This is a genomic window from Desulfarculaceae bacterium (assembly GCA_020444545.1).
Lineage (GTDB): Bacteria > Desulfobacterota > Desulfarculia > Desulfarculales > Desulfarculaceae > Desulfoferula.
Window position 1 is genome coordinate 250,154 of record JAHLKT010000001.1, and the last position, 25,537, is coordinate 275,690.

Annotated in this window: 23 protein-coding genes and 1 tRNA gene; 13 read left to right on the top strand and 11 right to left on the bottom strand. The window is 68.6% G+C overall.

Annotation, left to right across the window (positions count from 1 at the left end; genetic code table 11):
- Positions 1-149: 149 nt before the first annotated feature.
- Positions 150-1,979, top strand: a complete 1,830-nt coding sequence (locus tag KQH53_01175; protein MCB2225258.1) for a BamA/TamA family outer membrane protein — start codon at positions 150-152, stop codon at positions 1,977-1,979.
- Complete coding sequence (locus tag KQH53_01180; GenBank protein MCB2225259.1) at positions 1,979-5,773, top strand: translocation/assembly module TamB domain-containing protein; 3,795 nt, start codon at positions 1,979-1,981, stop codon at positions 5,771-5,773. Before KQH53_01175 ends, KQH53_01180 begins: the two co-directional genes overlap by 1 nt.
- A 304-nt stretch (positions 5,774-6,077) precedes the next feature.
- On the opposite strand, the gene KQH53_01185 is transcribed toward KQH53_01180, so the two are convergent.
- Positions 6,078-6,896 (bottom strand): cytidylate kinase family protein, encoded by an 819-nt coding sequence (locus tag KQH53_01185; GenBank protein MCB2225260.1) that lies wholly within the window; start codon positions 6,894-6,896, stop codon positions 6,078-6,080.
- Positions 6,897-6,989: 93 nt separating this feature from the next.
- Entirely contained in the window at positions 6,990-8,336 is a 1,347-nt protein-coding gene (locus KQH53_01190) for a nicotinate phosphoribosyltransferase (protein ID MCB2225261.1), read from the bottom strand.
- 182 nt (positions 8,337-8,518) lie between these two features.
- On the opposite strand from KQH53_01190, the gene KQH53_01195 reads away from it, so the two are divergent.
- A complete protein-coding gene (locus KQH53_01195) occupies positions 8,519-9,886 on the top strand; it encodes a sigma-54 dependent transcriptional regulator (protein MCB2225262.1) in 1,368 nt (455 codons plus the stop codon).
- Between the two features lie 66 nt (positions 9,887-9,952).
- On the opposite strand, the gene KQH53_01200 is transcribed toward KQH53_01195, so the two are convergent.
- Positions 9,953-10,348: a dinitrogenase iron-molybdenum cofactor biosynthesis protein gene (locus KQH53_01200; GenBank protein MCB2225263.1), complete on the bottom strand. Its 396-nt coding sequence runs from the start codon at positions 10,346-10,348 to the stop codon at positions 9,953-9,955.
- Positions 10,349-10,477: 129 nt separating this feature from the next.
- Positions 10,478-11,110, bottom strand: coding sequence for a DUF3313 domain-containing protein (locus tag KQH53_01205; GenBank protein ID MCB2225264.1), 633 nt, complete (start codon positions 11,108-11,110; stop codon positions 10,478-10,480).
- A 142-nt stretch (positions 11,111-11,252) separates the two neighbouring features.
- On the opposite strand from KQH53_01205, the gene KQH53_01210 reads away from it, so the two are divergent.
- The 4 genes from KQH53_01210 (at position 11,253) to KQH53_01225 (ending at position 13,556) form a co-directional block, all read left to right on the top strand.
- Positions 11,253-11,876 carry a CoA pyrophosphatase gene (locus tag KQH53_01210; protein MCB2225265.1) on the top strand — a complete coding sequence of 208 codons (624 nt, stop codon included), beginning with the start codon at positions 11,253-11,255 and terminating at the stop codon, positions 11,874-11,876.
- 42 nt (positions 11,877-11,918) lie between these two features.
- Positions 11,919-11,995: transfer RNA gene (locus KQH53_01215), tRNA-Pro, on the top strand.
- A 172-nt stretch (positions 11,996-12,167) separates the two neighbouring features.
- On the top strand, positions 12,168-12,944 hold the full coding sequence (locus KQH53_01220; protein MCB2225266.1) for an enoyl-CoA hydratase/isomerase family protein: 777 nt from the start codon (positions 12,168-12,170) through the stop codon (positions 12,942-12,944).
- 399 nt (positions 12,945-13,343) lie between these two features.
- A complete protein-coding gene (locus KQH53_01225) occupies positions 13,344-13,556 on the top strand; it encodes a hypothetical protein (protein MCB2225267.1) in 213 nt (70 codons plus the stop codon).
- A 69-nt stretch (positions 13,557-13,625) separates the two neighbouring features.
- Here KQH53_01225 and KQH53_01230 read toward each other — a convergent pair whose 3' ends face one another.
- Entirely contained in the window at positions 13,626-14,090 is a 465-nt protein-coding gene (locus KQH53_01230) for a hypothetical protein (GenBank protein MCB2225268.1), read from the bottom strand.
- A gap of 140 nt (positions 14,091-14,230) precedes the next feature.
- Here KQH53_01230 and KQH53_01235 point away from each other — a divergent pair, with 140 nt between their 5' ends.
- The 3 genes from KQH53_01235 to KQH53_01245 are packed head-to-tail and all read left to right on the top strand — an operon-like array spanning position 14,231 to position 18,426.
- Entirely contained in the window at positions 14,231-15,967 is a 1,737-nt protein-coding gene (locus KQH53_01235) for a radical SAM protein (GenBank protein MCB2225269.1), read from the top strand.
- 6 nt (positions 15,968-15,973) lie between these two features.
- Complete coding sequence (locus KQH53_01240; GenBank protein MCB2225270.1) at positions 15,974-17,719, top strand: hypothetical protein; 1,746 nt, start codon at positions 15,974-15,976, stop codon at positions 17,717-17,719.
- Positions 17,716-18,426 (top strand): class I SAM-dependent methyltransferase, encoded by a 711-nt coding sequence (locus KQH53_01245; GenBank protein MCB2225271.1) that lies wholly within the window; start codon positions 17,716-17,718, stop codon positions 18,424-18,426. The genes KQH53_01240 and KQH53_01245 overlap by 4 nt, the downstream gene beginning before the upstream one ends.
- On the opposite strand, the gene KQH53_01250 is transcribed toward KQH53_01245, so the two are convergent.
- Positions 18,423-18,623, bottom strand: coding sequence for a hypothetical protein (locus KQH53_01250; protein ID MCB2225272.1), 201 nt, complete (start codon positions 18,621-18,623; stop codon positions 18,423-18,425). The genes KQH53_01245 and KQH53_01250 overlap by 4 nt on opposite strands.
- 70 nt (positions 18,624-18,693) lie before the next feature.
- Between KQH53_01250 and KQH53_01255 the strand changes: the two genes are divergently transcribed.
- Together KQH53_01255 and KQH53_01260 are read left to right on the top strand one after the other, a co-directional pair.
- Positions 18,694-19,620 carry an MBL fold metallo-hydrolase gene (locus KQH53_01255; protein ID MCB2225273.1) on the top strand — a complete coding sequence of 309 codons (927 nt, stop codon included), beginning with the start codon at positions 18,694-18,696 and terminating at the stop codon, positions 19,618-19,620.
- Positions 19,621-19,622: 2 nt separating this feature from the next.
- Positions 19,623-20,150 carry a thermonuclease family protein gene (locus tag KQH53_01260; protein MCB2225274.1) on the top strand — a complete coding sequence of 176 codons (528 nt, stop codon included), beginning with the start codon at positions 19,623-19,625 and terminating at the stop codon, positions 20,148-20,150.
- On the opposite strand, the gene KQH53_01265 is transcribed toward KQH53_01260, so the two are convergent.
- The 5 genes from KQH53_01265 to miaB all read right to left on the bottom strand — a co-directional run bounded on the left by KQH53_01265 (position 20,147) and on the right by miaB (position 24,765).
- Positions 20,147-21,001 carry a YkgJ family cysteine cluster protein gene (locus tag KQH53_01265; GenBank protein ID MCB2225275.1) on the bottom strand — a complete coding sequence of 285 codons (855 nt, stop codon included), beginning with the start codon at positions 20,999-21,001 and terminating at the stop codon, positions 20,147-20,149. The two genes, KQH53_01260 and KQH53_01265, sit on opposite strands and share 4 nt — an antisense overlap.
- Before the next feature lie 12 nt (positions 21,002-21,013).
- Positions 21,014-21,673: a histidinol phosphate phosphatase domain-containing protein gene (locus KQH53_01270; GenBank protein MCB2225276.1), complete on the bottom strand. Its 660-nt coding sequence runs from the start codon at positions 21,671-21,673 to the stop codon at positions 21,014-21,016.
- Positions 21,674-21,700: 27 nt separating this feature from the next.
- Entirely contained in the window at positions 21,701-22,693 is a 993-nt protein-coding gene (locus KQH53_01275) for a diguanylate cyclase (GenBank protein MCB2225277.1), read from the bottom strand.
- A 264-nt stretch (positions 22,694-22,957) separates the two neighbouring features.
- Positions 22,958-23,440: a bifunctional nuclease family protein gene (locus KQH53_01280; GenBank protein ID MCB2225278.1), complete on the bottom strand. Its 483-nt coding sequence runs from the start codon at positions 23,438-23,440 to the stop codon at positions 22,958-22,960.
- Positions 23,441-23,448: 8 nt separating this feature from the next.
- Positions 23,449-24,765, bottom strand: a complete 1,317-nt coding sequence (gene miaB, locus KQH53_01285) for a tRNA (N6-isopentenyl adenosine(37)-C2)-methylthiotransferase MiaB (protein MCB2225279.1) — start codon at positions 24,763-24,765, stop codon at positions 23,449-23,451.
- Positions 24,766-24,867: 102 nt separating this feature from the next.
- On the opposite strand from miaB, the gene KQH53_01290 reads away from it, so the two are divergent.
- Entirely contained in the window at positions 24,868-25,533 is a 666-nt protein-coding gene (locus KQH53_01290) for a rhomboid family intramembrane serine protease (GenBank protein ID MCB2225280.1), read from the top strand.
- The last annotated feature ends 4 nt before the right edge of the window (positions 25,534-25,537 follow it).

Consider the following 25,537-nt stretch of genomic DNA (forward strand, 5'->3'; position numbering starts at 1 on the left):
GTGTCGCGCGGACCGCCGCTGCCGGGGCCGGAAGTTGACCCCATGCAAAAGGGGGGTATTTTCGCGGCCCTGCTTGTTGCCCCGGCATTGATAGCATATCATCAAAGGTCATGGGCAGGTTACTCGCCATGGCCCTTTGGGGGCTGGTTTTGCTGCTGGTCGCCGTTCCGGCCGTGGCCCAAGTAGAGGGTGGCCGCGACCCGATGGATAGCTATGGCCTGGACAGCCAGGGCCCGGACTCGCCCTGGCGGGTGGCCTCGGTGAACTTTGAGGGCTTTTCGGTCGTCAGCGACCGCGAGGCCCGCGAGGTGATCGAGAGCAAGCCCCCGCCCGGCCTGGCCCTCAAGCTGGGAGAGCCCTTCAGCCGCCTTTCCGCCGAGCGCGACATCCGCCGCCTGGAGCAGCTTTTCAAGGAGCAGGGCTACTTTTCGGCCCAGGTGAGCTTCAAGGAGCGCCGGGTGGAGGCCAACAAGGCGGTGCACCTGACCTTCGTGGCCAAGCAGGGGCCGCCCACCCTGGTGGACAAGACCGACCTGGTCTGGGAGGACGACGACACCCGCCGCCTGTGGGAAGAGGACGTGGAAGAGCTCCTCAGACTCCAGCCCGGCGACCGCTTCATCCTGGACAAGTACGAGCAGACCAAGCGCGACATAAGCCGGTATTTCGCCAACCAGGCCCGGCCGGCCAACCAGGTGCTGGGACAGGTGCGGGTCTACCCCGAGCGCCAGCGGGCGGTGATCGTGTATAAGATCAAGCCCGGCCCGCGCTATCTCTTCGGCGAGAGCGTGGTGAAAGGCAACCAACGCATCAGCCGTCGCTTCATCCTGGAAGAGGCCACCTACACCCGGGGCCAGCCCTACTCCTACAAGGCCATGGAGGAGACCCAGCGCGCCCTGCTTTCCAGCGGCTTTTTCACCTCCGTGGCTTTGAGCCCCCTGTACAAACAGGCCAAGGGCAACATGGTGCCCATCGCCATCGAGGTGCACGAGCGCGATCCCCACAGCATCCAGCTGGGCGTGGGCTGGGGCACCGAGGACCACTTCCGGGTGCGCATCCAGCAGATCAACCGCAACATCCTGGGCTGGGACGAGACCCTTTCGGTGGAGGGCAAGCTGAGCTCCATCTACACCGGCCTGGTGGGCACCCTTAAAAAGCCCTACATCTTCAACCGGCGCTCCACCCTGGTGACCCGGGGCGGCATCGAGCAACGCGACACCGAGGCCTACATCAACAACCGCCTGTTCATCACCCCGGCGGTGGAATACGCGATAAACAACGACTGGTCCTGGTACGTGAGCTACAACATGGAGCAGGACCGGATGCGCGAGCTCAAGACCCAGGTGCCGGACCCTTCCTTCGAGAACCAGACCTTTTTCATATCCTCGGTGCCCATGGGCATCATCTACGACAGCCGCGATTCGCTCCTGGACGCCACCAAGGGCACCTACGGCCGCCTGGAGGTGGAGACCGCCCTGCAGACCCTGGGCTCGGACCTGGGCTTCGTTCGGGCCGAGGCCGACCTGCGGCACGTTTTGCCCCTGCCCTGGGAGCGCTGGTACCTGGCCATGCGGGCGTCCGGAGGCATGGCCTGGGCCCTGCCCGGCACCGAGACGGTGCCCATCTTCCGGCGCTTTTTCCCCGGCGGCGCGGACTCGGTGCGCGGCTATCCCTACCAGCGCCTGGGCCCCCTGGACTCCCAGGGACGCCCCCTGGGCGGCGAGTCCATGGCCGTGGGCAGCGTGGAGGTGCGCTTCCCGCTGTACAAGGAGCTGGGGGGGGTGGTGTTCATGGACGCAGGCAACGCCTGGGAGCGGGTGGAGGACACCTTCGGCAGCCTGCGCTACACCGTGGGCGTGGGCCTGCGCTACAACACCCCGGTGGGGCCGCTTCGGGTGGACATCGGCTACCAGCTCAACCCGCCCTCCAACGAGCCTTATGACCGCTACGACGCCTATCTGAGCGTGGGGCAGGCCTTCTGATGGCGCGGCGCGGGAAATACCTCCTCTGGCTGATTCTGGGCCTGTTCGCGGCCCTGTTGTTGGCCCTGGGGGTGGGAGGCTGGGTGCTCAGCCGCTCCGACGCCTTCCGCGCTTGGGCGGTGACCCAGATTGAGAGCGGAGTCAAGGAGGCCACCGGGGCCGAGCTGAAGCTGGGCGCCCTGGAGGGCAACCTGCTCTTCCAGGCCACGGCCCGCGACCTGGCCCTGGTGCGCGGGGAGCACACCCTGCTCTCCGTGGAGCGCCTGGAGCTTTCCTACAACCTCCTGGCCCTCTTGGGCGGGCGGGTGAAGATACATTCCCTCACCGCGGTGCGCCCCCGGGTGAACCTACCCTGGGACCTGCCCTCGGGATCAGGCGGAGCCCCGGAGCTGGCCATCAGTTTGAGCCGCCTGAACATCACCGGCGGGGCCCTGAGCGCGCCCGAGGGGCTCTTGGGGCCGCTGCACCATCTGGAAGGCCTGGAGCTGAGCGGCAGCCTGTCCCTGGATCAGCGGGGCCTTCGGGCCACGGCCAAGGTGTTGCGGGCCCGCCTGGGGCTCAAGGGCCTGAGCGAGCCTCTGTCGGTGCACCTCAGGGCAGGCCTGGACGAAAAGCAGCTACGGGTGGAGGAGCTGGAGCTGAAGCATGGCCAGAGCCGCGCCCTGCTCAAGGGGGTGCTGGGGGTCCAGGAGCCATACCTCCTGCGCGCCGAGCTGACCGCCGAACGCATCGATCCGGCCGCCCTGCCCTTTGCCTGGCCCCTGCCCGCGCCGACCGCCGGGCCCCTGTCCCTGACCCTCAACGCCAAGGGGCCCTGGAGCAAGCTGAAGGTCAGCGGCTCGCTCCGGCAGGACAAGCAGACGGTGAGCTTCCTGGGCGAGGTGGAGCCCGAAAGCGGGGCCATGAACCTGGGCGGCGAGATGGAGCGGGTGCGCCTGGATTCCTGGGGCCTGCCGGTCAAGGCCGAGCTGGCCGGTTCCTGGCGCCTGGGCAGCGCGGCCTGGCCCGGCCTGGAGGGCAGCAAGCCCCGCCTGGCCCTGGACCTGAGCCACGCCGCCTACCAGGGCATAAGCGCCGGGCCCCTGAAGCTGGAGGCCGCCCTGGAGGGCGAGGCGGTGAGCATAAGCAGCCTGGCCCTGAGCGCGCCCTGGGGCCGCCTGGCCGGGCAGGGGCGGCTGGTGCTGCCCGCCAAGGACAAGCCCTTGACCCTGCAGGGCGACCTGGCCTTCCACGGGCTCAAGCCGCCCCAGGCCATCCTGGGCAAGCTGCCCGCCTGGGCGGGCGGGGCGCTGCTCAACGGCCGGGCCACGGTGCGGGGCGCTTGGCAAGACCTGGCCTGGGAGCTGAAGCTGGAAGGCTCGCGGGCGGGAGAGGGCCTGGAGATAAGCCGCCTGGAGGCGGCCGGGGCCCACGCGGGAGCGGCCTGGCGGGTGGAGCGCCTCAAGCTGGAGGCCCCCCTGCTGGACCTGGACGCCCGGGGCCAGGTCTCGACCGAAGAGCTGAGCCTGCGCTTCGGCCTCAAGACCCCGGACGTGCGCGGCCTGAACCACGCCCTGCGTGAAGCCAAGATCGTGCCGCCCATAGTGATCAGCGGCAGCCTGGAGGCGCGGGGGGGCATCAGCGGCCCCTGGAAGAGCCCGGACCTCCGGGTGCGCCTCAACCTGAACCACATGCTGACCCGCAACCTGCTGGCCCGCTCGGTGATGGTGAACGCCGAGCTGCAAAACCTGGGGCCCCGCCTCCTGGGCACGGCCAGCATTTTGGCCACCGGGGTGATCTCGGGCGAGATCTTCCTGGAGGACCTGGCGCTCCGGGCCGAGTTCGGGGCCCAGTCGAGCAGCCTGGTGGTGCAGGCCAAGGGGCCGGACACCGGCCTGGCGCTGCGCCTGGACAGCAAGGACCTGCTCACCCTGCCCCTCCGGGCCACCCTGAGCAAGGGCTGGATCGAGCGCGGGCCCCTGGGGCGCTGGTCGCAAAAGGGCGAGGCCCGGGTGACCCTGGGCCGGGAGCAGGTGCGGGTGCGCGGCCTGGAGATCGGTCAGGGCCGGGAGAGCCTGAGCTTCCAGGGCGACATCTCCCCGGCCGACGGGGCGGTTAACGCCAAGGTCGCCTTCAAGGGCATCAAGCTCTCCCACGCCCTGGGCCACCAGCCCGGCCTGCCCGCCGCCGCCCGCCTGGACGGCCTGGCCAAGGTGGACGGCCTGCTCAACCAGCCCCGCCTGGAGCTGGAGGGCCGGGTGAGCAAGCTGGAGTGGCCGGGGATGCAGCCCACCATGGTGGAGTTCCGGGGGAACTACCGGGACGAACGACTCACCATCGCCGGGCGCGCCTCCTATGGCGGGCAAGAGGTAATGGAGCTGGAGGGCCGGGCCGGGTTGACCATCAGCCTGCGCCCGCCGGTGTGGGAGCCCGGCGGCGAGGGCATCCAGCTCAAGGCCTCGGCCCACGACCTGCCCCTGGGCCTGGCCGCGCCCTTCCTGCCCGGCCTGGAGCGGATAATGGGCCGGGCCCGCCTGGAACTCACCGTGGACGGCACCATTTACCAGCCCAGCCTGCACGGCGACTTCTCCCTGGAGGACGGCAGCTTCATCATAAGCTCCAGCGGCCAGATCGTGGAGGACATCGAGCTGGATCTGGGCCTGGAGGGCAGCCGCATCGCCATCCGCCGGGCCTCGGCCAACAGCGAGGGGGAGCTGAGCCTGGCGGGCTCGCTGAGCCTGCCCTTGGGAAACCCCGGCGCCCTGGACCTCAGCCTGAAGAGCCAGGACCTCCTGGTGGTGCTGGGCACGGTGGGCCAGTTCGACGCCACCGCCCAGGTGAAGCTCAGCGGCGACTTCAAGCGCCCGGTGCTCACCGGGCGGGTGGGCATCAGCGACATCATCGTGCGCTACGGCCTGGCCGAGCCCGCGGGCATGAGCGACGTGGTGATCCTCAAGCCCGGCCAGGAGCCGCCGCCCCTGGAGAAGAAGGACAAGCGCTTCGCGCTGCCCCCGGCCCTGGACGGGCTCAAGGTGGACCTCCGGGCCGAGCTGAGCAAGCCCGCCCGAGTGAGCCTGGACGACGGCTGGCTGGACGCGGGCGGCGGGCTGCACCTGACCAAGGAGCCGGGCCAACCCCTAATCTTCAACGGCGCGGTGGTCATCCAGAAGGGCCTGGTGATCATCGCGGGCAGGCGCTTCGAGGTGCTCGAGGGCAAGGCCGACTTCCAGGGCAAGACCCAGCCCGACCCGGCCCTGAGCGCCGAGGCCAGGCTGTTCATGGGCTCCACCACGGTGTTCGTCAACGTGGCCGGCACGGCCATGGACCCGGTGGTCAACCTGGGCTCCCTGCCCCCCATGAGCCAGGCCGACATCCTGAGCACCATCATCTTCGGACGCCCGGCCGCGGACCTGAACAAGGGCCAGAGCAAGGAGCTCTCGGCCCAGGCCCTGGCCCTGCTGGGTCAGGTGGGGGCCAAGGAGATGAGCCGCATCTTCGGGCCCGACCTATCGCCCGACGTGGTCACGGTGCACAACACCCTCTCGGCCGGGCCCTCCCTGGAGGCGGGCAAGTACTTGAGCGAGGACCTCTACCTGCGCTACCGCCAGAACCTGGGGCCCTACGGCGGCCAGAACGTGGGCCTGGAGTACCGCCTGTCGCGCTACTTCTCGGTGGAAAGCACCGTGGGCACCACCCGGGACAACGGGGTGGACCTGGTGTTCACCCGCGACTTCGACCTGGGCGACGAAGACAAAAAGCCCGCGGCCGCCAAGCCGAGCAAGCCTCAATCCGAAACTCAGAAAAGCGCCGATTAACAAAACCGCCTGGCCTCCGATCAAACGGAAACCAGGCGGAATCAGATCTCTCATTATTTCCCAAGAAAACTCAGGCCTCGCGGAAGCGGCACAGCCAGCGGCCGGATAACAAGGCGGCCCAAGGCTTGGGCCGCCAAATGGTCTCAACGGGAGCTAATGACGTTGGTGAAAGCAGGTCGCTTCACGACCCGCTATGCCGCCAGCGGCTCGCTGGCGAGCGCGGGCCGGAGGCGTAGCCAATGCTACGTCGAGGCCCGAGCGCCGCCAGCAACGCAGTTAACCGGTGGCTGGCGAAGCCGCCGGGCTAAGGCAAGAAGCGGCTCATGGTGGGCGAAACCTCCAGCCTGGAGGCCACCTCCATGACCCCATCCACCCCGCCGGCCAGGCGCAGGGCCTGGCGGGCGGCCTCGGCGTCGGCCACGTAGCCGTTCAGGGTCACCTGGCCCTCGGCGCAGGACACCTCCAGGGCGTGCAGGTCCATCTCGGCCACCAGCTCGCGCCTCACCCGCGAGGCCAGCACCATGTCGCCCAGCAGGCGCATCCCCTCGGCGGTGAGCTCGAACTCGCTGTGCGCGGCCAGGCCCAACACGGTGTTGGCCGCCTGCTCCAGGGAGAGCCGCCCCATGTTCAAGACCAGGTCGTAGCTCAGGGGAGAGGCCCAGTCGGCCCCGAAGACATGGGCGATGTAGGCCCGCCGCTGCTGGTCCACCACCGTGGCCAGCTGGCGGGCCCGGTCCAGCTCCAGGCCCTCCCCCCGGGCCAGGCGCTGGGCCCTGAGTTCCAGGGGGGCCACGGTGCGCACCCGGAGCACCCCGGGCACCAGACGCAAGAGCAGGTTGGCCCCCCGGCCCACCAGCACCGCGTCGCCCTTTTGGGCGTATTGCAGTACCACGCTCTCCAGGAAGGAGGCGAAGACCCGCCGCTTGCGGTTGTTAAGGTCCAGCAAGGCCGGGCCTTGCTCGGCCAGGAGCTGGTGCTCGTCGCGGGAGAGGTCCACCAGCCCGGCCACCGCCTCCATGAGGGTGCGGCGGTCCACGCACTCCAGCCGTCCCAGCCGGCAAACCTCCTCGGCCAGCTCGTCGCGCCAGGAACCCATTTCTCCGGATATGGTGATGATGCTCATGGCAGCCCTCCTTGCTCCCCTGGAGCAGTTGGCCCCCCATAACTAAAAGGGTAGCAGACCTGGGCGGCCGGGAGGAAGGGGGCTGAAGAGGGTTCAGCGAATCTGGAGGGCGGCCTCGCGGGCCTGGGCCTGCACTCGTTCCAGCTCGGGGCTGGGGATGTACTCCAGGGGCTGGGGATCCACCAGGCGCAGACAGGCCTCGGGCAGGGCGACGGCCTGGGCCTGGAAGCGCTCCTGGGCCGCGCGCCAGCCGGGCTCCGGGGCCAGGCGGTGGCCGTCGGCCATCACCTTTTCCAGCAGCGGCCGGCCGGGCTGCTGTTCATCGCGCAGGCCCAAGACATCGTGGGTCATCAGGCCGTCAGGGCCGTGGTGGCGCCAGAGCTGCTTGGCCGAGGCCCAGGTCTCCTTGCCGGTGGAGAGCTTGAGGGTGGGGCGGCCGTCGTAGTTGACCAGCTTGTAGGCCAGGTCCAGATAGGGCGCGTCGGCCGAGGAAGCCATCTTGGTGCCCACTCCGAAGGTGTTCACCGCCGCCCCTTGGCTGACCAGCTCGTGGATGCGGGTCTCGTCCAGGCTGCCCGAAACCACCACCCGGGCGTCCTTTAGGCCCGCCTGGTCCAGAATCTCGCGGGCCTTCCGGCTCATGCCCACCAGATCGCCCGAATCCAGGCGCACCCCCACCAGCTGGTGGCCCGCCGCCTTGAGCTCGGCGGCCACCCGCACCGCGCGGTGCAGGCCCTCCATGCTGTCGTAGGTGTCCACCAGGAGCACGGTGCCCTTGGGGAAGGTGTCGGCAAAGGCGCGGAAGGCGGCCAGCTCGTCGCCGAAGGCCTCCACAAAGGCGTGGGCCATGGTGCCGATGGGCATGGTGCCCAGGTCGCGGGAGGCCTCCACGTTGCTGGTGCCCGCGAACCCGGCGATGGCCGAGGAGCGGGCCGCGGCCCAGCCCGCCTCACGCCCCTGGGTGCGCCTGAGGCCGAAGTCCACGCAGGCGCGGCCCTGGGCAGCTAGGGCGCAGCGGGCCGCCTTGCTGGCCAGGGTGGAGTGCAGGTTGAGGATCTGGATCAGCCTGGTCTCCACCAGCTGGGCCTCGATGAGCGGGGCGGTGATCTCGATGAGCGGCTCGCCCGCGAAGCAGACCGTGCCCTCGGGCAGGGCCCAGGCCTCGCCGCTGAAGCGCAGCCCGGCCAAAAAGTCGAGGAACCCGGGGGTGAAGCGGTCCAGGGAGCCAAGGTACTCGATCTCATCCGGGGTGAAGCGGAAGCGCTCCAGATAGTCCAGGGCGTCGGCCAGGCCGGCGGCCAGGATGTAGCCCCGCTGGGCGGGCAGGCCATGGGCGAAGAGGCTGAAGGTGGCCGTGCGGTTCATGCCGTGGCCGTGATAGGCCGCGGACATGGTCAGCTGATAAAAGTCGGTGTGCAGGGCCTGGTAGTTCTGGCTCATGAGTCCCGCAATTCTGGAGAAACCGGGTTTAAGGCTCGCACAAAACTACGGCCTGAGGCCCGGGCTGTCAACGAAAAGCAGGCCTCGCTCCGGGTTGACACCCGGGCGGAGCGCATGTAAAAAAAGGAACAAACTGGGCTAGATTGGCCTTTTTCCGCCACCTGTCACAACCCGGACCGCCCTTGGTTTCAAAGAACCTCAAAATCCTCGTCATTGACGACGACTTCATCATGCGCGACGCCTGCCGGGAGACCCTGGAGCGGGTGGGCCACGCGGTGGAGCTGGCCGAGGACGGGCAGAGCGGCCTGGCCCTGTTCATGCGCTGGGCCTATGACGTGGTGCTGCTGGATTTGCGTATGCCGGGCATGGACGGGCTCACCGTACTGCGGCACATCCGGGAGCAGGACCCCGAGGCGGTGGTGATCATCATCAGCGGCCACGGCTCCATCTCCACCGCGGTGCAGGCCATGAAGCTGGGCGCCTTCGACTACGTGGCCAAGCCCTTTACCCCGGACGAACTCAGGCAGGCGGTGGACAAGGCGGGCGAAAAGCGCCGCCTGGAGCTGGAGAACGCCTATCTGCGGGCCGAGCTGGACCGGCGCACCGCGGCCAACCACCTGATCCACCAGAGCAGGGCCATGGCCCAGGTCATGGAGACCGCGCTCAAGGTGGCCCCCACCGACACCACGGTGCTCTTGACCGGCGAGTCGGGCACGGGCAAAGGGCTCCTGGCCCGCCTGCTGCACGAGCACTCCAAGCGATCCGAAAACCCCTTCGTGCCGGTGGACTGCTCCACCCTGGTGCCCACCCTGTTCGAGTCCGAGCTCTTCGGCCACGTGAAGGGCTCCTTCACCGGGGCGGCGGACGACAAGATCGGCAAGTTCGAGCTGGCCGGCGGGGGCAGCCTGTTCTTCGACGAGGTAGGCAACATCTCCCTGGAGATGCAGGCCAAGCTCTTGAAGGCGGTGGAGGACCGGGCCATCTGCAAGGTGGGCTCCAACCGGGTGATCCGGGTGGATACCCGGCTCATCGCGGCCACCAACCAGAACCTGACCCACGCCGTGTCCCAGGGCAGCTTTCGGCAGGACCTCTTCTACCGCCTCAACGTGGTGCACATCCACCTGCCCCCGCTCCGGGAGCGCCCCGAGGATGTGCCCATTTTGGCCGATCACTTTTTGGAGCGCTTCCGCTACCTGGCCCCCACCCGGGTGCGCGGTTTCACCCCCCGCGCCCTGGAGGCCCTGACCAGCTACTCCTGGCCGGGCAACGTGCGCGAGCTGGGCAACGCGGTGCAGCGTTTGGTGGTCTTGGCCTCCAAGCCCCTGATCGACCGCGACGACCTGGAGGCGGCGGGCACCTGCAAGGTGGAGCGCCATCAAGAGACGGGGCTCACCCTGGCCGAGGTGGAGCGCCGCCACATCCTGGGCACCCTCAAGCGCCTGGGCGGCCGCCGCAGCGAGACCGCCAAGGTCTTGGGCATCGACCGCAAGACCCTGCGCAACAAGATCATCCGCTACGAGATCGACGCCGAGTTGGAGCGTCTGCTCTAAGCCCCCCCAAAGAAAAGCGCCCCCCGTGCGGGGAGCGCCTTCCGGATTCGATATTTTTACCGCCGGCTAGTGGGCGTGGCCCTCGCCGTGGCAATCGCCGTGGCCCTGGCACACCTGGGTGGGGGCGAAGCGGGCCGCCTTGCCATCCACCACCATGCGCACCACATCCGCCAGGCTTTCCACGCCTTGGCTGTGGTACACCGCGATGCCCACCTCTTGCAGGCCGGACAGAGGGCGCGCCCCCAAGCCGCCCACCACCACCGCGTCGGCGCCGGCGGCCTTGAGCTTGTTCACCGGGCCCATGCAGCCCTCGGGGCCGTGGCCCCCATTGGTGATGAATTGGGGCTCGCCGATATCCTGGCCCTCCACCGGGACCAAGGCAAAGGCGGCGCTATGACCGAAATGGGCCGACACCGGAGCGTCCAGGCCGTTCATACCCTCGACGGGAACTGCGATGATCATGATTTTATTACTCCGTGCTTATAGCTTAAGTCCCGGCGGCGAACAGGCCCGCCGGGCGAGTTATGTGCATATGCTCAGAAGATAACCACGGAGCGGGACTTGTCAAGGCCCCTATGGAAGAAGTTTCGCTCAGGGGCGGCGGATGGCGTTGCGCAGCAGGATGGCCCACTGCACGAAGGCCTCGTCCACCTGGGCCCAGCGGGTCCAGACCTTGCCGATCTGGGCGATGCTGCCCTGGTTGCTGATCACCAGCTCGCTCAGCACGCGGCCGCTGACGCTGTCGCTAAACTTCACCTCCACCGCCGCCTCGCCCACGTCCACCGGCACCATGAGCAGGGCCGCGGAGACCACGTTCACCGCCGGCTGCACCGGCTTGAGGTGCACCAGGGCCGCCGAGAGGCGCAGCACCCCCGGGGCCGCCCGCCTGGCCAGGGGATAGTTGCCCACCAAGGCCTTCATGGCGGTCTGGCGGAGCTTGTCGGCCATCATGCGGGCCTCGCCGGGCTCCAGGGAGTCCTTGAACGAGGATTTGGCCACCTTGACCTCCACCGGGTCGATCAACAGGGCGTGGTATTGGGCCCAGTCCACCCCCTTCTTGGCCCACCAGTACAGGCCCTCCACCTCGGGGTCGGGCTGGAGCGCGTCGTAGTTAGTCAGGAAACCGGAGGGCGGCACCTTGGGGGCGATGCCGCAGGCCGCGCCCAGGCCCAGGGCCAGGGCCAGCGCCGCAAGCAACAACAGCCGGGCGGTGGTTCGCATCATTTTCCTTGCCTCGCTTGGCGGGGTGGTTGGGATTTTGCCATGTTGCCATTGTCCGCCGAGGCCGGTCAAGCCGAGCGGCGGGGCAGGTTTTTTGGGCCAGGGGCTTTCCCCGCGCGCCGGGCTAAGGTATTTTTTTAATTCTATGGACACCCGATTCACCCCCAGACAGGCGGCGGTGAGCCAGGCCCTTTGCACGGCCCTGGCCAAGCACCGGCCCGCCCGCGAGCGCCTGGACGAGGTGCGCCCGGCTTCGGTGCTCATGCCCCTGTGGGACGACGGCGACCGGGTGCAGGTGGTGTTCACCAAGCGCACAGAGCATTTGCCCTCCCATGCGGGCCAGGTTTCCTTTCCGGGCGGGATGCGCGACCCCGAGGACCAGGACTCCAAGTCCACCGCCTTGCGCGAGACCCATGAGGAGGTGGGGGTGCCCCCGGACCAGGTGGAGCTGATCACCCGCCTGGACCAGGTGGTGACCATCACCGGCTTTCTGGTCACGCCCTTCGTGGGCCTGGTGGACCCGGCGGCGCGTTTCGAGCCCAATCCGGTGGAGGTGGATCACCTGGTAATAGTGCCCCTGGCGCGGATGCTGGACCGGGCTTCCTACCAGACCGTGGACATGATGTGGGAGGGCATGCCGCTTCGGCAGGTGGCCCTGTATCAGGACGGAGACATGATTTGGGGCGCCACCATGCGCATCCTGCTCAACTTTTTGGATGCGGTGGGCGGGGCCTCTCCGGAGATAGCCGCCCTGGCCGAAGGAAAATAGGTGGACAAGCGCCTGCCCCTGCGGTAGATATTCTATCCCAGTCGGGACGTGGCTCAGCTTGGTAGAGCACTGCGTTCGGGACGCAGGGGTCGCTGGTTCAAATCCAGTCGTCCCGACCAACCCCAAAAATGAAGACGGCTCGCCCCATCGGGCGGGCCGTTTTTATTTGCTCGGCGGCTTGCGGCGGCGGGGCGATGCGCTTTTGATCATTGCCGCCGGCATCAGTATACTAGGTGATCGAGCATCAGGGGTATCCGCTCCGGTAACACCAGGCAGCAAGGGGAGCTAGTCATGGCCGGCCCACCGATCCTGTACCGCGTGGAGGACCAGATCGCCTGGATCTCCATCAACCAGCCCGAAAAGATGAACCGCCTCGACTTCGCCAACATGCGCGAGCTGGCCCGGTGCGTGGACAAGGCGGACCAGGACCCGGGGGTGCGGGTGATCGTCATCTCCGGCGAGGGGGGCAAGGCCTTCTGCGCCGGGGGCGACATCGGCGACTTCGGGGCCGAGTCGGTCTTGGCCGGCAAGGAGAACCTCCAGGGCTACGCGGACCTGTGCCTGGTGTTCAACCGCATCACCACCCCCTCCATCGCCATGATCAGCGGCTACGCCCTGGCCGGGGGCTGCGGCCTGGCCATGCTGCCCCACCTCTCCATCGCCACCTACGACTCGGTGTTCGGGGTGCCGGAGATAAAGATCGGGGTGTGGCCCATGATGGTCATGGCCATCCTCTTCCGCACCGTGGGGCGCAAGAAGGGCCTGGAGCTGATCTGCACCGGCGAGCGCATCGACGCCCGCGAGGCCCTGCGCATCGGCATGATCAACCAGGTGACCTCCCGCGGTGAGCTCTTGGAGACCACCCTGGCCCTGGCCAACCAGCTCAAGGGCCTGAGCCGCTCCATCATGAGCCTGGGCCTGGAGGCCTTCAACCACATCGGCGACCTGGAGTACACCAAGGCCATCTCCTATTTGCGCAACATGGTGGTGCTGCTCAGCGAGACCACCGACTCCATCGAGGGCCGCAAGGCATTCTTTGAAAAGCGTAAACCGGTCTGGAAGGACTAGGCGCGGAGAGCGGGAGAGGTCCCGGGCGGGCTCTTTTAGTTTGGCGGTTATTGCTTATTTATTAATTTTATATTGTATATTTAATTTATACTTAAATTATATTAACCCACTTATGATAAGGGGATAGTGGCCTCCGATACCCGCCCAATTACCCAGTCGTTGTCCTAGGAATTTTTCCGAAAAATCGCTTTCGCCACTTGCACAAGCCCACTTTAGTTGCCATATTCTATGGGAACAGAGAAGATAAGCTTCCCGATTGCAGGGCAGAAAGGAATTATCATGGTCGAAGTAACCCCCGCGGCCAGTGAGGCCATCCAGAGCTTTATGAAGGAAAAGGGGTTGGACCAGCCGCTCAGGGTCTTCTTGCAGTCCGGCGGCTGAGGCGGTCCTTCCCTGCGCTTGGTTCTGGACGAACCAAAAGACAATGACGACAAGTACGAGGTTGACGGCCTGACCTACCTCATCGATAAGGAACTGTCCCAGTCCAGCGGCAAAGTGACCGTGGACTTCGTGGACAACGGCTGGCAACAGGGCTTCTCCGTGAACGCGGAAAACCCCCTGGGCAGCGGCGCGAGCTGCTCCACCAGCGGATGCAGCGGCAGCTGCTCCTAGGCCTCAATACAGCGTTAGGCGGGGACGGGCGCTTGCCCGTCCCCGTTTTTTTGTGGCGATTGGTTTTTTCTAGGCGGGTTTGAGCGCGGCCAGCTGGGCGCGCAGCTTGGCCGCCGGGGGGCCCGCTTTTTCCAAGGCTCCGTCGATGGCCGCCAGGCAGGATTTGACCACCGGGTTCAGGGGGCGGCTGCGCCCCAGGGCGGCCTTGAGGGTGGCGATGTCCACTTTGAGGTCCGCGTTGGCCGCCGGGCCCAGGTCCAGCCCGGCCCCGAGGATGCGCTCCAGAAGCTGCTCCAGGTCCGGGGCCTTCTCCGCCCCCTCGGCCCCGGCCAGCTCCTCGCCGCCCTTGGCGGTCAGGCGCACCGCGCCGCTGAGGCTGGCCATCTCCAGATAGCCCATCTCCATCAGCTCCACGGCCAGGTTTTCGGTGGGGGTGCGCTCCAGGCCCAGGCCCTCGCCCACGCTCCACATGTTGGCCTTGTCGCCGGCCGCGGCCACGGCCTTGAGGAATTCCAGCTTGGTATTGTCGTCCATGGGCCCTCCCGGCCTGGGGCGCGCGGCAGGCGCGCTGGAAACCAATCCTGACACGCCGGGGCAGCCGGGTCAAGGGCGCGGGATTGTGCTATATTTGGCCCAACTCTGATTACTGGGCGTAACCAAAGGATAATTTTAGCTTGGCCTCATCCAACTGGCCCCTGGTGGAGCATCATCAACGCCTCCTGGCCCAGGAGACCGGATCGGTCTGCTCCGACCCCGGCGGCCGCCTGAACGTGGCCCTGATCTTCCCCAACACCTACCAGGTGGCCATGGCCAACCTGGGCCTGCACACCGTCTACCGCATCATCAATGCGCGGCCCGACGCCCTGTGCGAGCGGGCTTTCCTGCCCGGCCGGGCCGAGGAGCCGCTCTACGCCAAGACCGGGGCGCCGCTGCTCACCCTGGAGTCCTCGCGGCCGGTGGCCTCCTTCGACCTGGTGCTGGCCAGCCTGTGCTTTGAAAACGACGCGCCCAACTTCGTAAAAATGCTGGACCACGCCGGCCTGGGCACCCGGGCGGCGCATCGGCGCGGCCCCCTGGTCATCGCGGGCGGGGTGGCGGCCATGCTCAACCCCGAGCCCCTGGCCGAGGTGGTGGACGCCTTCTTGCTCGGCGAGGCCGAGGTGGTGCTCACGCCCTTCCTGGAGGCCCTGGAGCGCCTGCCCGGCGGCACCCGCGCCGAGACCCTGGCCTGGCTGAACCGCGAGGTGGTGGGCTTCTACGCGCCTTCGCTCTACGAAGTCGCCTACCTCCCCGACGGCACCCTGCAAGACGTGACCCCCGCGTCCGGCCTGCCCGCGCGCATCGCGGCCCCCAAGTACCTGGGCCCGGCCTCGGGTCTGGCCCGCAGCGTCATCTCCGCGCCCGGGGTGGAGTTCGGCGACATGACCCTCATGGAGGTGGGGCGGGGCTGCGGCCATGGTTGCCGCTTCTGCGCCGCCGGGCACGTGTACCGCCCGCCCCGCTTGGGCGCGGGGCCGGAGTTCAGCCAGCGCGCCCTGGCCGTGGCCGCCGAGGGCGGCAAGCTGGGCCTGGTCTCGGCCGCGGTGAGCGACATCGAGGGCGTGGAGGGCCTGGCCTCGGACATCGTGGCCGCGGGCGGCTCGCTGTCGGTGTCGAGCTTGCGCGCCGACCGCCTGACTCCGGGCCTGGCCGAGGCCCTGGCCGCCAGCCGCCACCAGACCGTGGCCCTGGCCCCGGAGGCGGGCAGCGAGCGCCTCAGGCGGGTGATAAACAAGCACCTCAACGAGGCCGAGTTGGCCCGCGCGGTGGAAACGCTCATCAACGCGGGGGTGCCCAATCTGCGCCTCTACTTCATGGTGGGCCTGCCCGGCGAGACCGACCAGGACATCGAGGAGCTCATCGCCCTGGTGGGGCGGGTGCGCTCCCAGGTGGTCAGCTTCTCACGGGCCAAGGGGCACCTGGGGCGGGTCACCGCCAGCCTCAGCGCCTTTGTGCCCAAGCCCTGGACCCCCTTCCAGTGGGAGGCCATGGCCCCGCTCAAGCTGATAGCCCAGCGCATGAAGCGCATCAAAAAGGCGCTTTCCCCCGGGGCCAACCTCAAGGTGACCAGCGACGTGCCCAAGTTCGCCCGCTTGCAGGCGGTGCTGGCCCGGGGCGACCGCCGCATCACCCCGCTCCTGGAGGTGCTGGCCCGGGGCGAGTCCCTGGAGCGGGCCTATGTGGAAGCCGGGGTGGACCCGGAGTTCTACGCCCACCGGGAGCGGGGCCGGGACGAGGCCTTCCCCTGGGAGATTGTTGACCACCGGGTGAGCCGGGACTATCTTTGGGCCGAGGCGGCGCGGGCCCGCCGCGAAGCCCAGAGCCCGCCCTGCGCGCCCGAGACCTGCCGCCGTTGCGGCGCCTGCTCCTGAGGAATCATGGATAAGCACGAAATCAGCCGCATCATCGCCCAGCCCGGCGAAATCCTGGAGCTGGAGAAGCGCGACCCCCGCCAGGCCGAGGCCCTGTGGCACGGCCTGAGCGAAGAGGAGCGCCTGCGCACGGTGCTCAACACCCGGGGCCTGGAGCGCGAGAAGCTCATCATCCTGGCCCAGGACAGCGCCGCCCTGACTCAGGCCCTGCCGGTGGACGAGTTCGCGGCCACGGTGTTGGAGGTGGGGCCGGGCGACGCGGGCGAGCTGATCGAGCTGTGCGGCGACGAGCAGCTCGCCTACCTGCTGGACCTCACCGGCTGGTGGCAGGAGAGCTTCGACCCGGCCCGCTACCAGGTGTGGCTGCCCCTGATCATGGACGCCGGGACCGAGCGCCTCAAGCGCTGGCTGGCCGCCGCCGATCTGGAGGTGCTGGCCCTGCTCCTTAACTCCTGGATCAAGGTGGTCAAGTTTTTGCCCAGCCAGGAGCAGCAGGAGCCGCCCGACGATTTGCCCGAGTTCACCCTGGACGGCCTGTACTTCATCGAATTCATCAACCCCAAGACCAAGGGTTTCGTGGCCCAGATATTGGTCTTGATGAAGAGCGAGCAGCCCGAGACCTACAGCAGCGCCCTGGAGGCGGTGCTCTGGGAGGGGCTCACCGAGCTGGACGAGTACGCCACCCGCTGGCGCAACGGGCGTATGGCCGACCACGGCTTCCCCTCGCGCCTGGAGGCCCTGGAGCTCTGGGCCGAGCCCGCCCCCGGCGAGGCGGTCTGGGACAAGCTCTCGCCCAAGGCGGGAGGCGGGGAGCCCGGCGCGCCCCGGGGCGACCGCATGGCCGGTCTGTTGCCCGAGGGCGAGTCCCTGCCCGTGGCCGCCAGCCGTCTGAGCGGCGAGGCGGCGGACCTGTTGCGCTCCGAGGTGGCCTACATCGCCTCCTGCGGGGTGGCCGCCCTGGAGGCCGACCCGGCCTCGCCCGAGGAGGTGGCCCGCGCGGCCAAGGAGAGCCTGGGCCTGGTCAACCTGGGCCTGGGAGTGCTCAGCGGTGGCGACGAGGCCAAGGCCTCGCAGATCGTGGCCCGCCTGGGCCTGGCCGCCCTGGCCCGCCAGGGCGCGGGCGCCATCCGCCGCCTGAACAAGCGGGCCTGGGAGCTGACCAGCGAGGGCTGGCTGAGCAAGACCCCCACGGGCCTGCATCTGCTGGAGCCGCCCCTGGACCGCTGGCTGGCCGGGATGCTTTACCCGCGCCCCCGCTGCTACGACCCCACCATGGACCAGGGCCGCGAGTACCGCGCCTTCCTTAGCCTGGCCGACCTGGAGGCCGCGGGGAGCGCCCTGGACCAGGCCGAGTTCTGGGGGGTGCTGCTGTTGGACCTGATGGGCATCGAGCCCGAGGCGATCAAGCGGCTCATGGAGGAGGCGCTGTTCCCGGTGGACGTCACCGAGATCAAGCTGAGCCACCTCATCGGCACCTGGCTGGCCCGCCGCGAAATGGACCTGGAGGGCCTGGCTCCCATACCGCTGGATCGCCTGGGCGAGGCGGTGAGGGCCCTGCAAAAGGGCCTGGCCGGGGAGCTGGAAAAAGAGCTGGCCGCCTCGCTCAAGGCCCTGCCCGATCCGGGCCAGGCCGCCCTGGCCGGGCGGGCCCTGCGCGGTTTGCTCTCGCGCCTGCGGGACGAGCTGGGCCGCCTGGACCCCAAGGCCGAGGTGGACCCGCGCTTCGTGGCCGGGCTGGTGCTGGCCCCATGAGGGACGAGGCCACCCAGATCGGGCAGGTGCGGCGCATCTTCAACCAGGTGGTGCCGGTCTACGATCTGCTTAACCATGTTTTGAGCGCGGGGCAGGATTTGCACTGGCGGCGCTTCACCGCCCTGGCCATGCGCCTGCAGCCGGGCGACAAGGTGCTGGACGTGGCCACGGGAACCGGCGACCTGGCCCTGGCCGAGGCGGCCCTGCCCACCAATCCCCTGGTGGTGGGCCTGGATCTGGTGCCGGCCATGCTGGGGCCTGCGGTAAAAAAGGTCGCCAAGCGAGGGGCGCGGGTGCGCCTCTTGGCCGGCGACGGCACGGCCCTGCCCTTTGGCGACCAGACCTTCGCGGCGGTGAGCATCGCCTTCGGCATCCGCAACATCCCCCGCCGGGGCGCGGCCCTGGCCGAGATGCGCCGGGTGCTCAAACCAGGCGGCCGCGTCTACGTGTTGGAGTTCACCACCCCCCAGAAGCCCTGGGTGCGGCGCATCTACACGCGCTACCTCATGCATCTGCTGCCCAAGGTGGGCGGGCTCATCAGCGGCGACGAGGAATCCTACCGCTACCTTGCCGAGACTATCCGGGAGTTTCCCACCCCGGCTGAGTTCCGGGGCGAGATGGAGGCCGCCGGGCTGCTAGGCGCGCGCAGCCATGCCCTGACCAAGGGCGTGGCCTGGCTGCACGTGGCCGAGCGGCCTTTGGCCTAGAGCGGCCGGGGCACCACCGAGACCTTCTTGTCCAGCACCTTGCCGTAGAGGCGCACCGCCTTTTCCAGATACCTGGAAAAGCTCATCTCGTGCTCCACGGCCTTGGCCCGGGCCCGCTCCAGGGTGGCGGCGTCCACCACCACGGTGGCCGAGACCCTGAGCGGGGCGGGACGTTTGGTTGCTTGCTCCGGGGGCATGGTTTCCTCGCGATTAGCGGGATGCTAAAGTGGGCCTTTCGGGGACGAGCCCCGTGCAAGGGAGTATAGCATGGAGCTGATTTTTCTGGGCACCGGCGGGGCCTGGGGCCTGCCCGAGCACCAGTGCCCCTGCGCCACTTGCCGCCATCTCAGGGCTATCGGCCAGAGCCGCACCCGCACCAGCCTGTGGCTGGAAGGCCCGGCCCGGCTGCTCATCGACCCCGGCCCGGACCTGCGCGCCCAGCTGGTGCGCGAGGACCTGCCCCGGCCCGACGCGGTGCTCATCACCCATGAGCACGGCGACCACTACCTGGGCCTGGACGAGCTGCTCTGCTACCGCCGCAACCTGCCGCCCGATGATTGGTCGCCCATTCCGGTCTATGCCAGCCCCACGGCCTGGGAGCAGATCGAGATTCGCTTCGGCTACCTCCTGGGCAGCCTGCTGGAAAAGCGCCTGGCCGAGCCGGGCACGGAGCTGGCAGGCGCGCCCTTTGGCCTGGAGCTGGGCTGCGCGCCGGTCAAGACCGACCACGGCCCCATCCCCAAAGGCTCGGTGGGCTACGTGATCACCCTGGCCACCCCGCGAGGCCCATTCCGCCTGGGCTACACCAGCGACATGGTGCGCCCGATGGATCCAGACGCCTTCGCGGACCTGGACCTGTTGGTGTGCCAGAGCCATTTCGTGCACGAGCCCAAGGTGAACCGGGCCAACCACCTGAGCCTGCAAAACGCCCTGCCCCAGCTCAAGCGCTGGCAGCCGGGGCGGGTGTACCTGGCGCATCTCTCCTGCCAGGACCACATACCGGGCGACGACCCGGCCAACGCCATGCTCAAGAAGTACGCGCCAGCCGAGCCCCTTTGCGGCGCGGACGGCGCGCCCTACCCCATCCCCCACGACCACGCCGCCTGGCAGGCCCTGGCCGAGCGGGCCTTCGCGGAGCACGGCCTGGCCATGCCGGTGACCGTGGCCCACGACGGCCTGCGGGTGAGCCTGTAGCCATGCGCCCGGCACGCCTTCTGGCCGCGCTGGGCCTGGTTCTCTGCCTGGCGCTGAGCGCCCAGGCAGGGAGCCGCACGGCCCAGGTGGTCTACATTAACGACGGGGACACCATCCTGGTTAGCATCAAGGGCCGCGAGGAGCTGGTGCGCTTGTTGGGAGTGGACGCGCCCGAGACCGGCCACAGCAAGGGCCTGGCCCGCCGGGCTCGGCGGCACCACCGCACGCCGGAACAGGAGGCGGCCGCGGGCCAGGCGGCACGCCAGGCCGCGCGGGCGCTCGTAAAGGTGGGGGACATGGTCAAGCTGGTGGACGGCCGGCCCCTAAGCGACTACCGCGACCGCTACGGGCGGCTGCTGGCCTTCGTGTATCTGCCCGATGGCCGTATGCTCAACCAAGAGATGATCGCGGGCGGCTGGGCGCGGGTGTACCGGCGCTTCAACTACCGCCACAAGGCCGATTTTCGGCGAGCGGAGAGAGAGGCACGCAAAGCCAAACGGGGGCTGTGGGCCGAAAAAGGCGGGCCTTAGGCTTTTCGGCGCAGAATCGGCTGATCGTTTTCCAAGGCCACTTCCAGGCCGTAGTTGGCCGCGACCTCAAGGGCGGGCCGTCCCAGGATCAGAGGCAGCGTTTCGGGCGCATAGCCGAACTTGGCGCTGATGCCCGCGCGCAGGCGGTGATCCAGCTCCAGCAAGGCCAGGGCTTGCTCGGCACCCTCGGTGTCGCCTTCGGCGGCGGCGGCCAAGGCGGCGTGCAGCTGTGCCGCCGGGACCTTGGCCTCGTACTCGCGGGCAAGGGCTCGGGCGGTGTGGTCATCGGCCAGCAGCTCGGCGCGGCCCAGGCGGGGACGCTCCGTCAGTTGCCCCGCGTTGCGGCCGGACCAGCACTCCAGCCAGCGGCATTGCAAGGGCCGTTGCTCATAAATTCCGCAGCCGCGCGGCGTAAGGCGGGAGCAGGCCCCGCCCTCTTCGCGTAGCTTTATCAGTTCCTCAGCCAAGACCTGGAAGCGGCCCAAACGGGCCGAGTAGACCCGCTCGCCAGGCCGCAGGGTGATCAGCGCCTCATGGCCCAGCCCGGCTTCTTGCAGACGGGGCAAATCCTCGGCGTAAAGGGTGGGGCTGCTTACCCGGCAGCAGGAGCCGCAGCCCAGGCAGCGGTCGGCCCCGGCCAGGACCGCAATGCGCGCGGCCAGCTCCGAGGCGGGGGCTTGGCGCGCGGCCAGACGGCCCAGCTCGGCGTCCTTGGCCACGGCCCGGGCCGCGCCGGGATCATCAATGCCCCGGCGGGTGCTCAGCTCCGCCGCGCACACGGCCAGCAGGGCGGCGGGGCCTTGGGCCAGGGCCGCTTGCAGGCGCATGATCAGTGGGGAATCCTCAGGCATGGCCTCGCGGAATCAGACCGCCGCTCCCTGGGCCCGGTCCAGCAGGCGCCGCGCGTTGGTGAAGCACTGCTCCACCTGCTCCGGCTCCAGCCCGGCGTTGAGGCCGACCTTGAGAGCGAAGGCGTGATCAATGAGGTCGCGGGGGGCATGGGCGTCGGTGTTGATGACCAGCGAGGCCCCGGCGGCCAGGCCCAGACGGGCCACCCGGCCGTTGCCCAGGCTGTGCCCGCCCCGGGCGCTTATCTCCAGCATGACGCCTTTTTCGGCGGCCAGGGCGCATTCCTCCGGGGTGATGAGCCCAGGGTGGGCCAGCACGTCCACCCCGGCCTCGAGCGCCGCGCGGTTGGTGCCCGGCGCCACCGGCTCCACCGGGCTCTCGCCATGCACCACCACGATCTGGGCCCCCAGGGCGCGGGCCCTCTGGGTCCAGGGCCCGATGAGCGCGGGCGGCAAATGGGTCAGCTCCACCCCGGCGATTATGCGCATGGCGTGCTGCTCGTCCAGAGCGCGGGCGGCGGCCAGGAGCGCGGGCAGGGCGGTCTCCAAATTGCTCATGTCCGCGTGGTCGGTGAAGGCCAGGCCCTCCAGGCCCAGGACCGAAGCCCGCTGGGCCAGCTCCGAGGGCAAGAGCTCGCCGTCGCTGAACAGGGTGTGGGTGTGCAGATCGATCACAGTTTTCTCTCCCGGCGCTAGCCAGCCTCAGGCGGCGATTTCCACCCTCCCCAGGCTCACTTGGTTGCGGCCCGCCTGCTTGGCCGCATAGAGGGCCTGGTCGGCGGCGGCGCACACCGCCTCCGGGGCCAGTTCCGCGTTGGGCAGGCAAGCCGCCGCGCCCACGCTTACCGTCACTATGCCGGTGGACGCTCCGGCATGATCCAGGCCCAGCTTCTCCACCGCCCGGCGCAGGGCCTCGGCCACCACCATGGCCCCCTGGTCGTCGGTGTAGGGCAATATGGCCACGAACTCCTCGCCGCCGTAGCGGGCCAAAAGGTCCACCGGCCGATTGAGGCCCGCCTCCAACGCCTGGGCCACCCGGCGCAGACAGTCGTCCCCGGCCAGATGGCCGTAGCGGTCGTTGTAGCCCTTGAAGTGGTCGATGTCGATCATCAGCATACCCAAGGGGGTTTGCTCCCGCTGACAATGGGCCCACTGCCGGGCGAGCTGCTCCTCGTAGAAGCGGCGGTTGGCCACTCCGGTGAGGCCGTCGCGGCCCGAGAGCAGGCGCAGTTCCTGGTTGGCCTTGGCCAGCTGGCGGGTGAGCCTTTGCAGTTCCTTTTCGCGGGCCTTGCGCTGGTCCATCTCCAGCTTGAGCGCCAGGGCCGAGCGCACCCGGGCGGTGAGCTCAACTTCCTTGATGGGCTTGGTGATGTAGTCCATGGCCCCGGCCTTGAAAGCATCCTTGAGGCTTTCCTGGTCGTCCTGGGCGGTGGCCATGATCACCGGGATGCCCTTTAGCTCTTTGCTCTGTTTGATGCGGGCGCAGACGGTTATGCCGTCGGCATCGGGCAGCACGATGTCCAACAGCACCAGGTCCACCCCCGGGCCGCCATCCTCCAGGAGGGCCATGGCCTCCTCGGCGCTGCCCGCCTCCAGGATTTCCTGGTAGCCCGCCGCCCGCAGGCTGGCGGAGGTGGCGGCGCGGGCCAGACGGCTGTCGTCGACGATCAGTATAATGGGTCCGTTCTCCAGCATGTCTCTCCGCGGGGCAGGCGGTTGAGGGCGATTCCTCTGACCAGACCTCCCGGCTGGGCCGACGGCCGGGCTCCGGGAGGGCAAAGAACCTGATTGTTGCGGGGCGTGGCGAGGCAGCCGAAGGCTGAAATTTCCCCCGCCCGCCGGCCGGCGAGCTTGTCCGGGCCCTGTTGCCCGGTCGCTCAGTATACCCCAGAGCGGGCCGGGCAGGAACTGCCCAGCCCTCTTGCCGTCCGGCCGCTGGGGCGGCGCGGACCAGGGGCCTCACATCTTGTACTTGCCGAAATCCTCGGGGTCCATGCCTTCCAGGACATCTTTCCAGTCCTTGCCCTGGCGGACCCGGCCCTTGTCCGGCGAGGCGGCCGCGGCGATGAGCACCTCCTCGGCCACCAGGATGGGCGCCTCGGCCCGAAGGGCCAGGGCGATGGCGTCCGAGGGGCGCGAGTCGATGGCGCTGGTCCCCTGGGGGCCTTCGAGATGGATCAAGGCGTAGAAGGTGTTTTCCTTGAGCTGGGTGACCTCGATCTTGCGGATGGCGCAGCCCAGGTGCCCCAGCAGGCTCATGGTCAGGTCGTGGGTCATGGGCCGGGAGAAGGAGACCTTCTCCAGCTCGCTGGCGATGGCCGTGGCCTCCAGGAGCCCGATCCAGATGGGCAGGGTCCGCTCGCCGGTCATCTCCTGGAGGATCAGGATGGGGCTGTTGGACGCGGGGTCTATGGTCAGCCCTTGCACTGTCATGGGGATCATGGCTTCGCTCACTCTCCGGCCTCGGCCAGCTCGCCCACCAGCGAGTTCTCCCGCCCCTGGGTTATGCGCACCGAGACCAGCCGCCCGGCCAGCTCCGGGCCGCCCGGGAAGTTCACCGCCCTTCCGGCCCGGCAACGCCCGCTCATCAGGCCTTCGCCTTTTTTGGCCGGCCCCTCCACCAGCACTTCCACCACCCGGCCCTCCTGGGCCCGGTGCTCCTCCAGGCCGATCTCCCGCTGCAAGGCCTGCAAGCGCACCAAACGCTCGCTCTTGGCCGCTTCGCTCAGCTTGCGGCCCATCTTGCCCGCCCGGGTGAAAGGCCGGTCGGAATACTTGAAGCTATATAGAAAATCGTAGCGGACCTCGGCCAGCAGGCTCAAGGTCTCATTGAATTCTTCTTCGCTTTCCCCGGGGAAGCCCGCGATGATGTCCCCGCCCAGGGCCAGGCCGGGCACCAGAGCCCGTTGCTCGGCGACCCGCTCCAAATACTGCGCCCGGTTGTATCCCCGGTTCATGGCCTTGAGCACGCGGTCGCTGCCCGATTGGGCCGGCAGGTGGAGCTGCTCCATCACCTTGTCGATACCGGCCAAGGCCTCCATGAGCGGGCGGCCCAGGTCCTTGGGGTGACTGGTGGTAAAGCGAATCCGCCACAGGGCGGGCACCTCGGCCACCCGGGCCAAGAGGCCCGCGAAGTCCAGGCCCTCGCCGGGGTCGCGGTAGGAGTTCACGTTCTGGCCCAACAGCTGCACCTCGCGCACCCCGGCTTCGGTCAGGGCGCTCACCTCTTCCACGATCTCCCCGGCGGGGCGCGATTTCTCGCGGCCGCGCACGTGGGGCACCACGCAGTAGGAGCAGAAGTTGTCGCAGCCGGTCATCACCGTGACCAGGGCCTTGAGGCCGGGGTCGGCGGGCACGATGAGCTGGGACGGGGGAACTACCTTAAGGTCGGTGAGGGCCAGGCGGCGGCCCCGGGCGGCCTGGTCCACCAGCTCGGGCAGGCGCTCCAGGGCGCCGGGGCCGAACACGAAGTCCAGATGGGCCAGGCGCTTGAGCAGCTTGTCGCCTTCCTGCTGGGCCACGCAGCCGCCCACTCCGATGATCAACTCGGGGTTGGCCGCCTTGAGCCGCTTTAGCTCGCCCACGTAGGAGTAGACCTTTTGCTCGGCCCGCTGGCGCACCGAGCAGGTGTTGATCACGATGAGATCCGCCGCCTCGGGGCTTTCGGCCCGGCCGTATCCCAGCTTGGCCAGCATCCCGGCCATGCGCTCGGAATCGTAGGCGTTCATCTGGCACCCGAAGGTGGCGATATGGGCGTTCTTGCTCAAGGCCGTGCCCTGTCCTGTCCCCCTGGTTGACGCTTATGCTAAAACCTATACCCAGGTCCGCCCAACGCGCAAGGGCGGCCCGGCCCACCCGGAGGATGCGGCTTGCTGCCCCTGAAGGACGAAAACCCCACCCAGGGCATCCCCTACCTGACCCTGGGCATCATCGGGCTCAATGTCCTGGTCTACCTGTACCAGCTGAGCCTGGCCCCTCGGGCGGAGTACGTATTCCTATACCAGTACGGGGTGGTGCCCGCCTGGCTCACCGGCGAGCAGCCCACGCCCCAGATGCTGGCCTGGCTGCCCCAGCCGCTCACCCTGCTCACCTGCATGTTCCTGCACGGCGGATTTTTCCACCTGGCGGGCAACATGCTCTATCTGTGGATTTTCGGCAACAACATCGAGGACCGCCTGGGGCCGGTGCGTTTCGGGCTGTTCTACCTGCTGGGCGGGGTGTTGGCCAACCTGGCCCACGTCATCGCCTCGCCGGGCTCCCAGCTGCCCATGGTGGGGGCTTCCGGAGCCATCGCGGCGGTGCTGGGGGCCTATTTCCTGCTCTACCCCCGGGCCAACGTGGTGGTCTTGTTGTGGCTATTGTTCTACGTGCAGCTGATCCGCGTGCCCGCGGTGGTGGTGCTGGGGGTTTGGTTCCTGTTGCAGGTGGTGGGTCGCGGAGGGCCGGGGGTGGCCTGGATGGCCCACATCGGCGGCTTCGTCATCGGCCTGGTGCTGGTGCGCCTGTTTTTGCCCCGGCGGCCGCCCTCCGGCTGAGGGG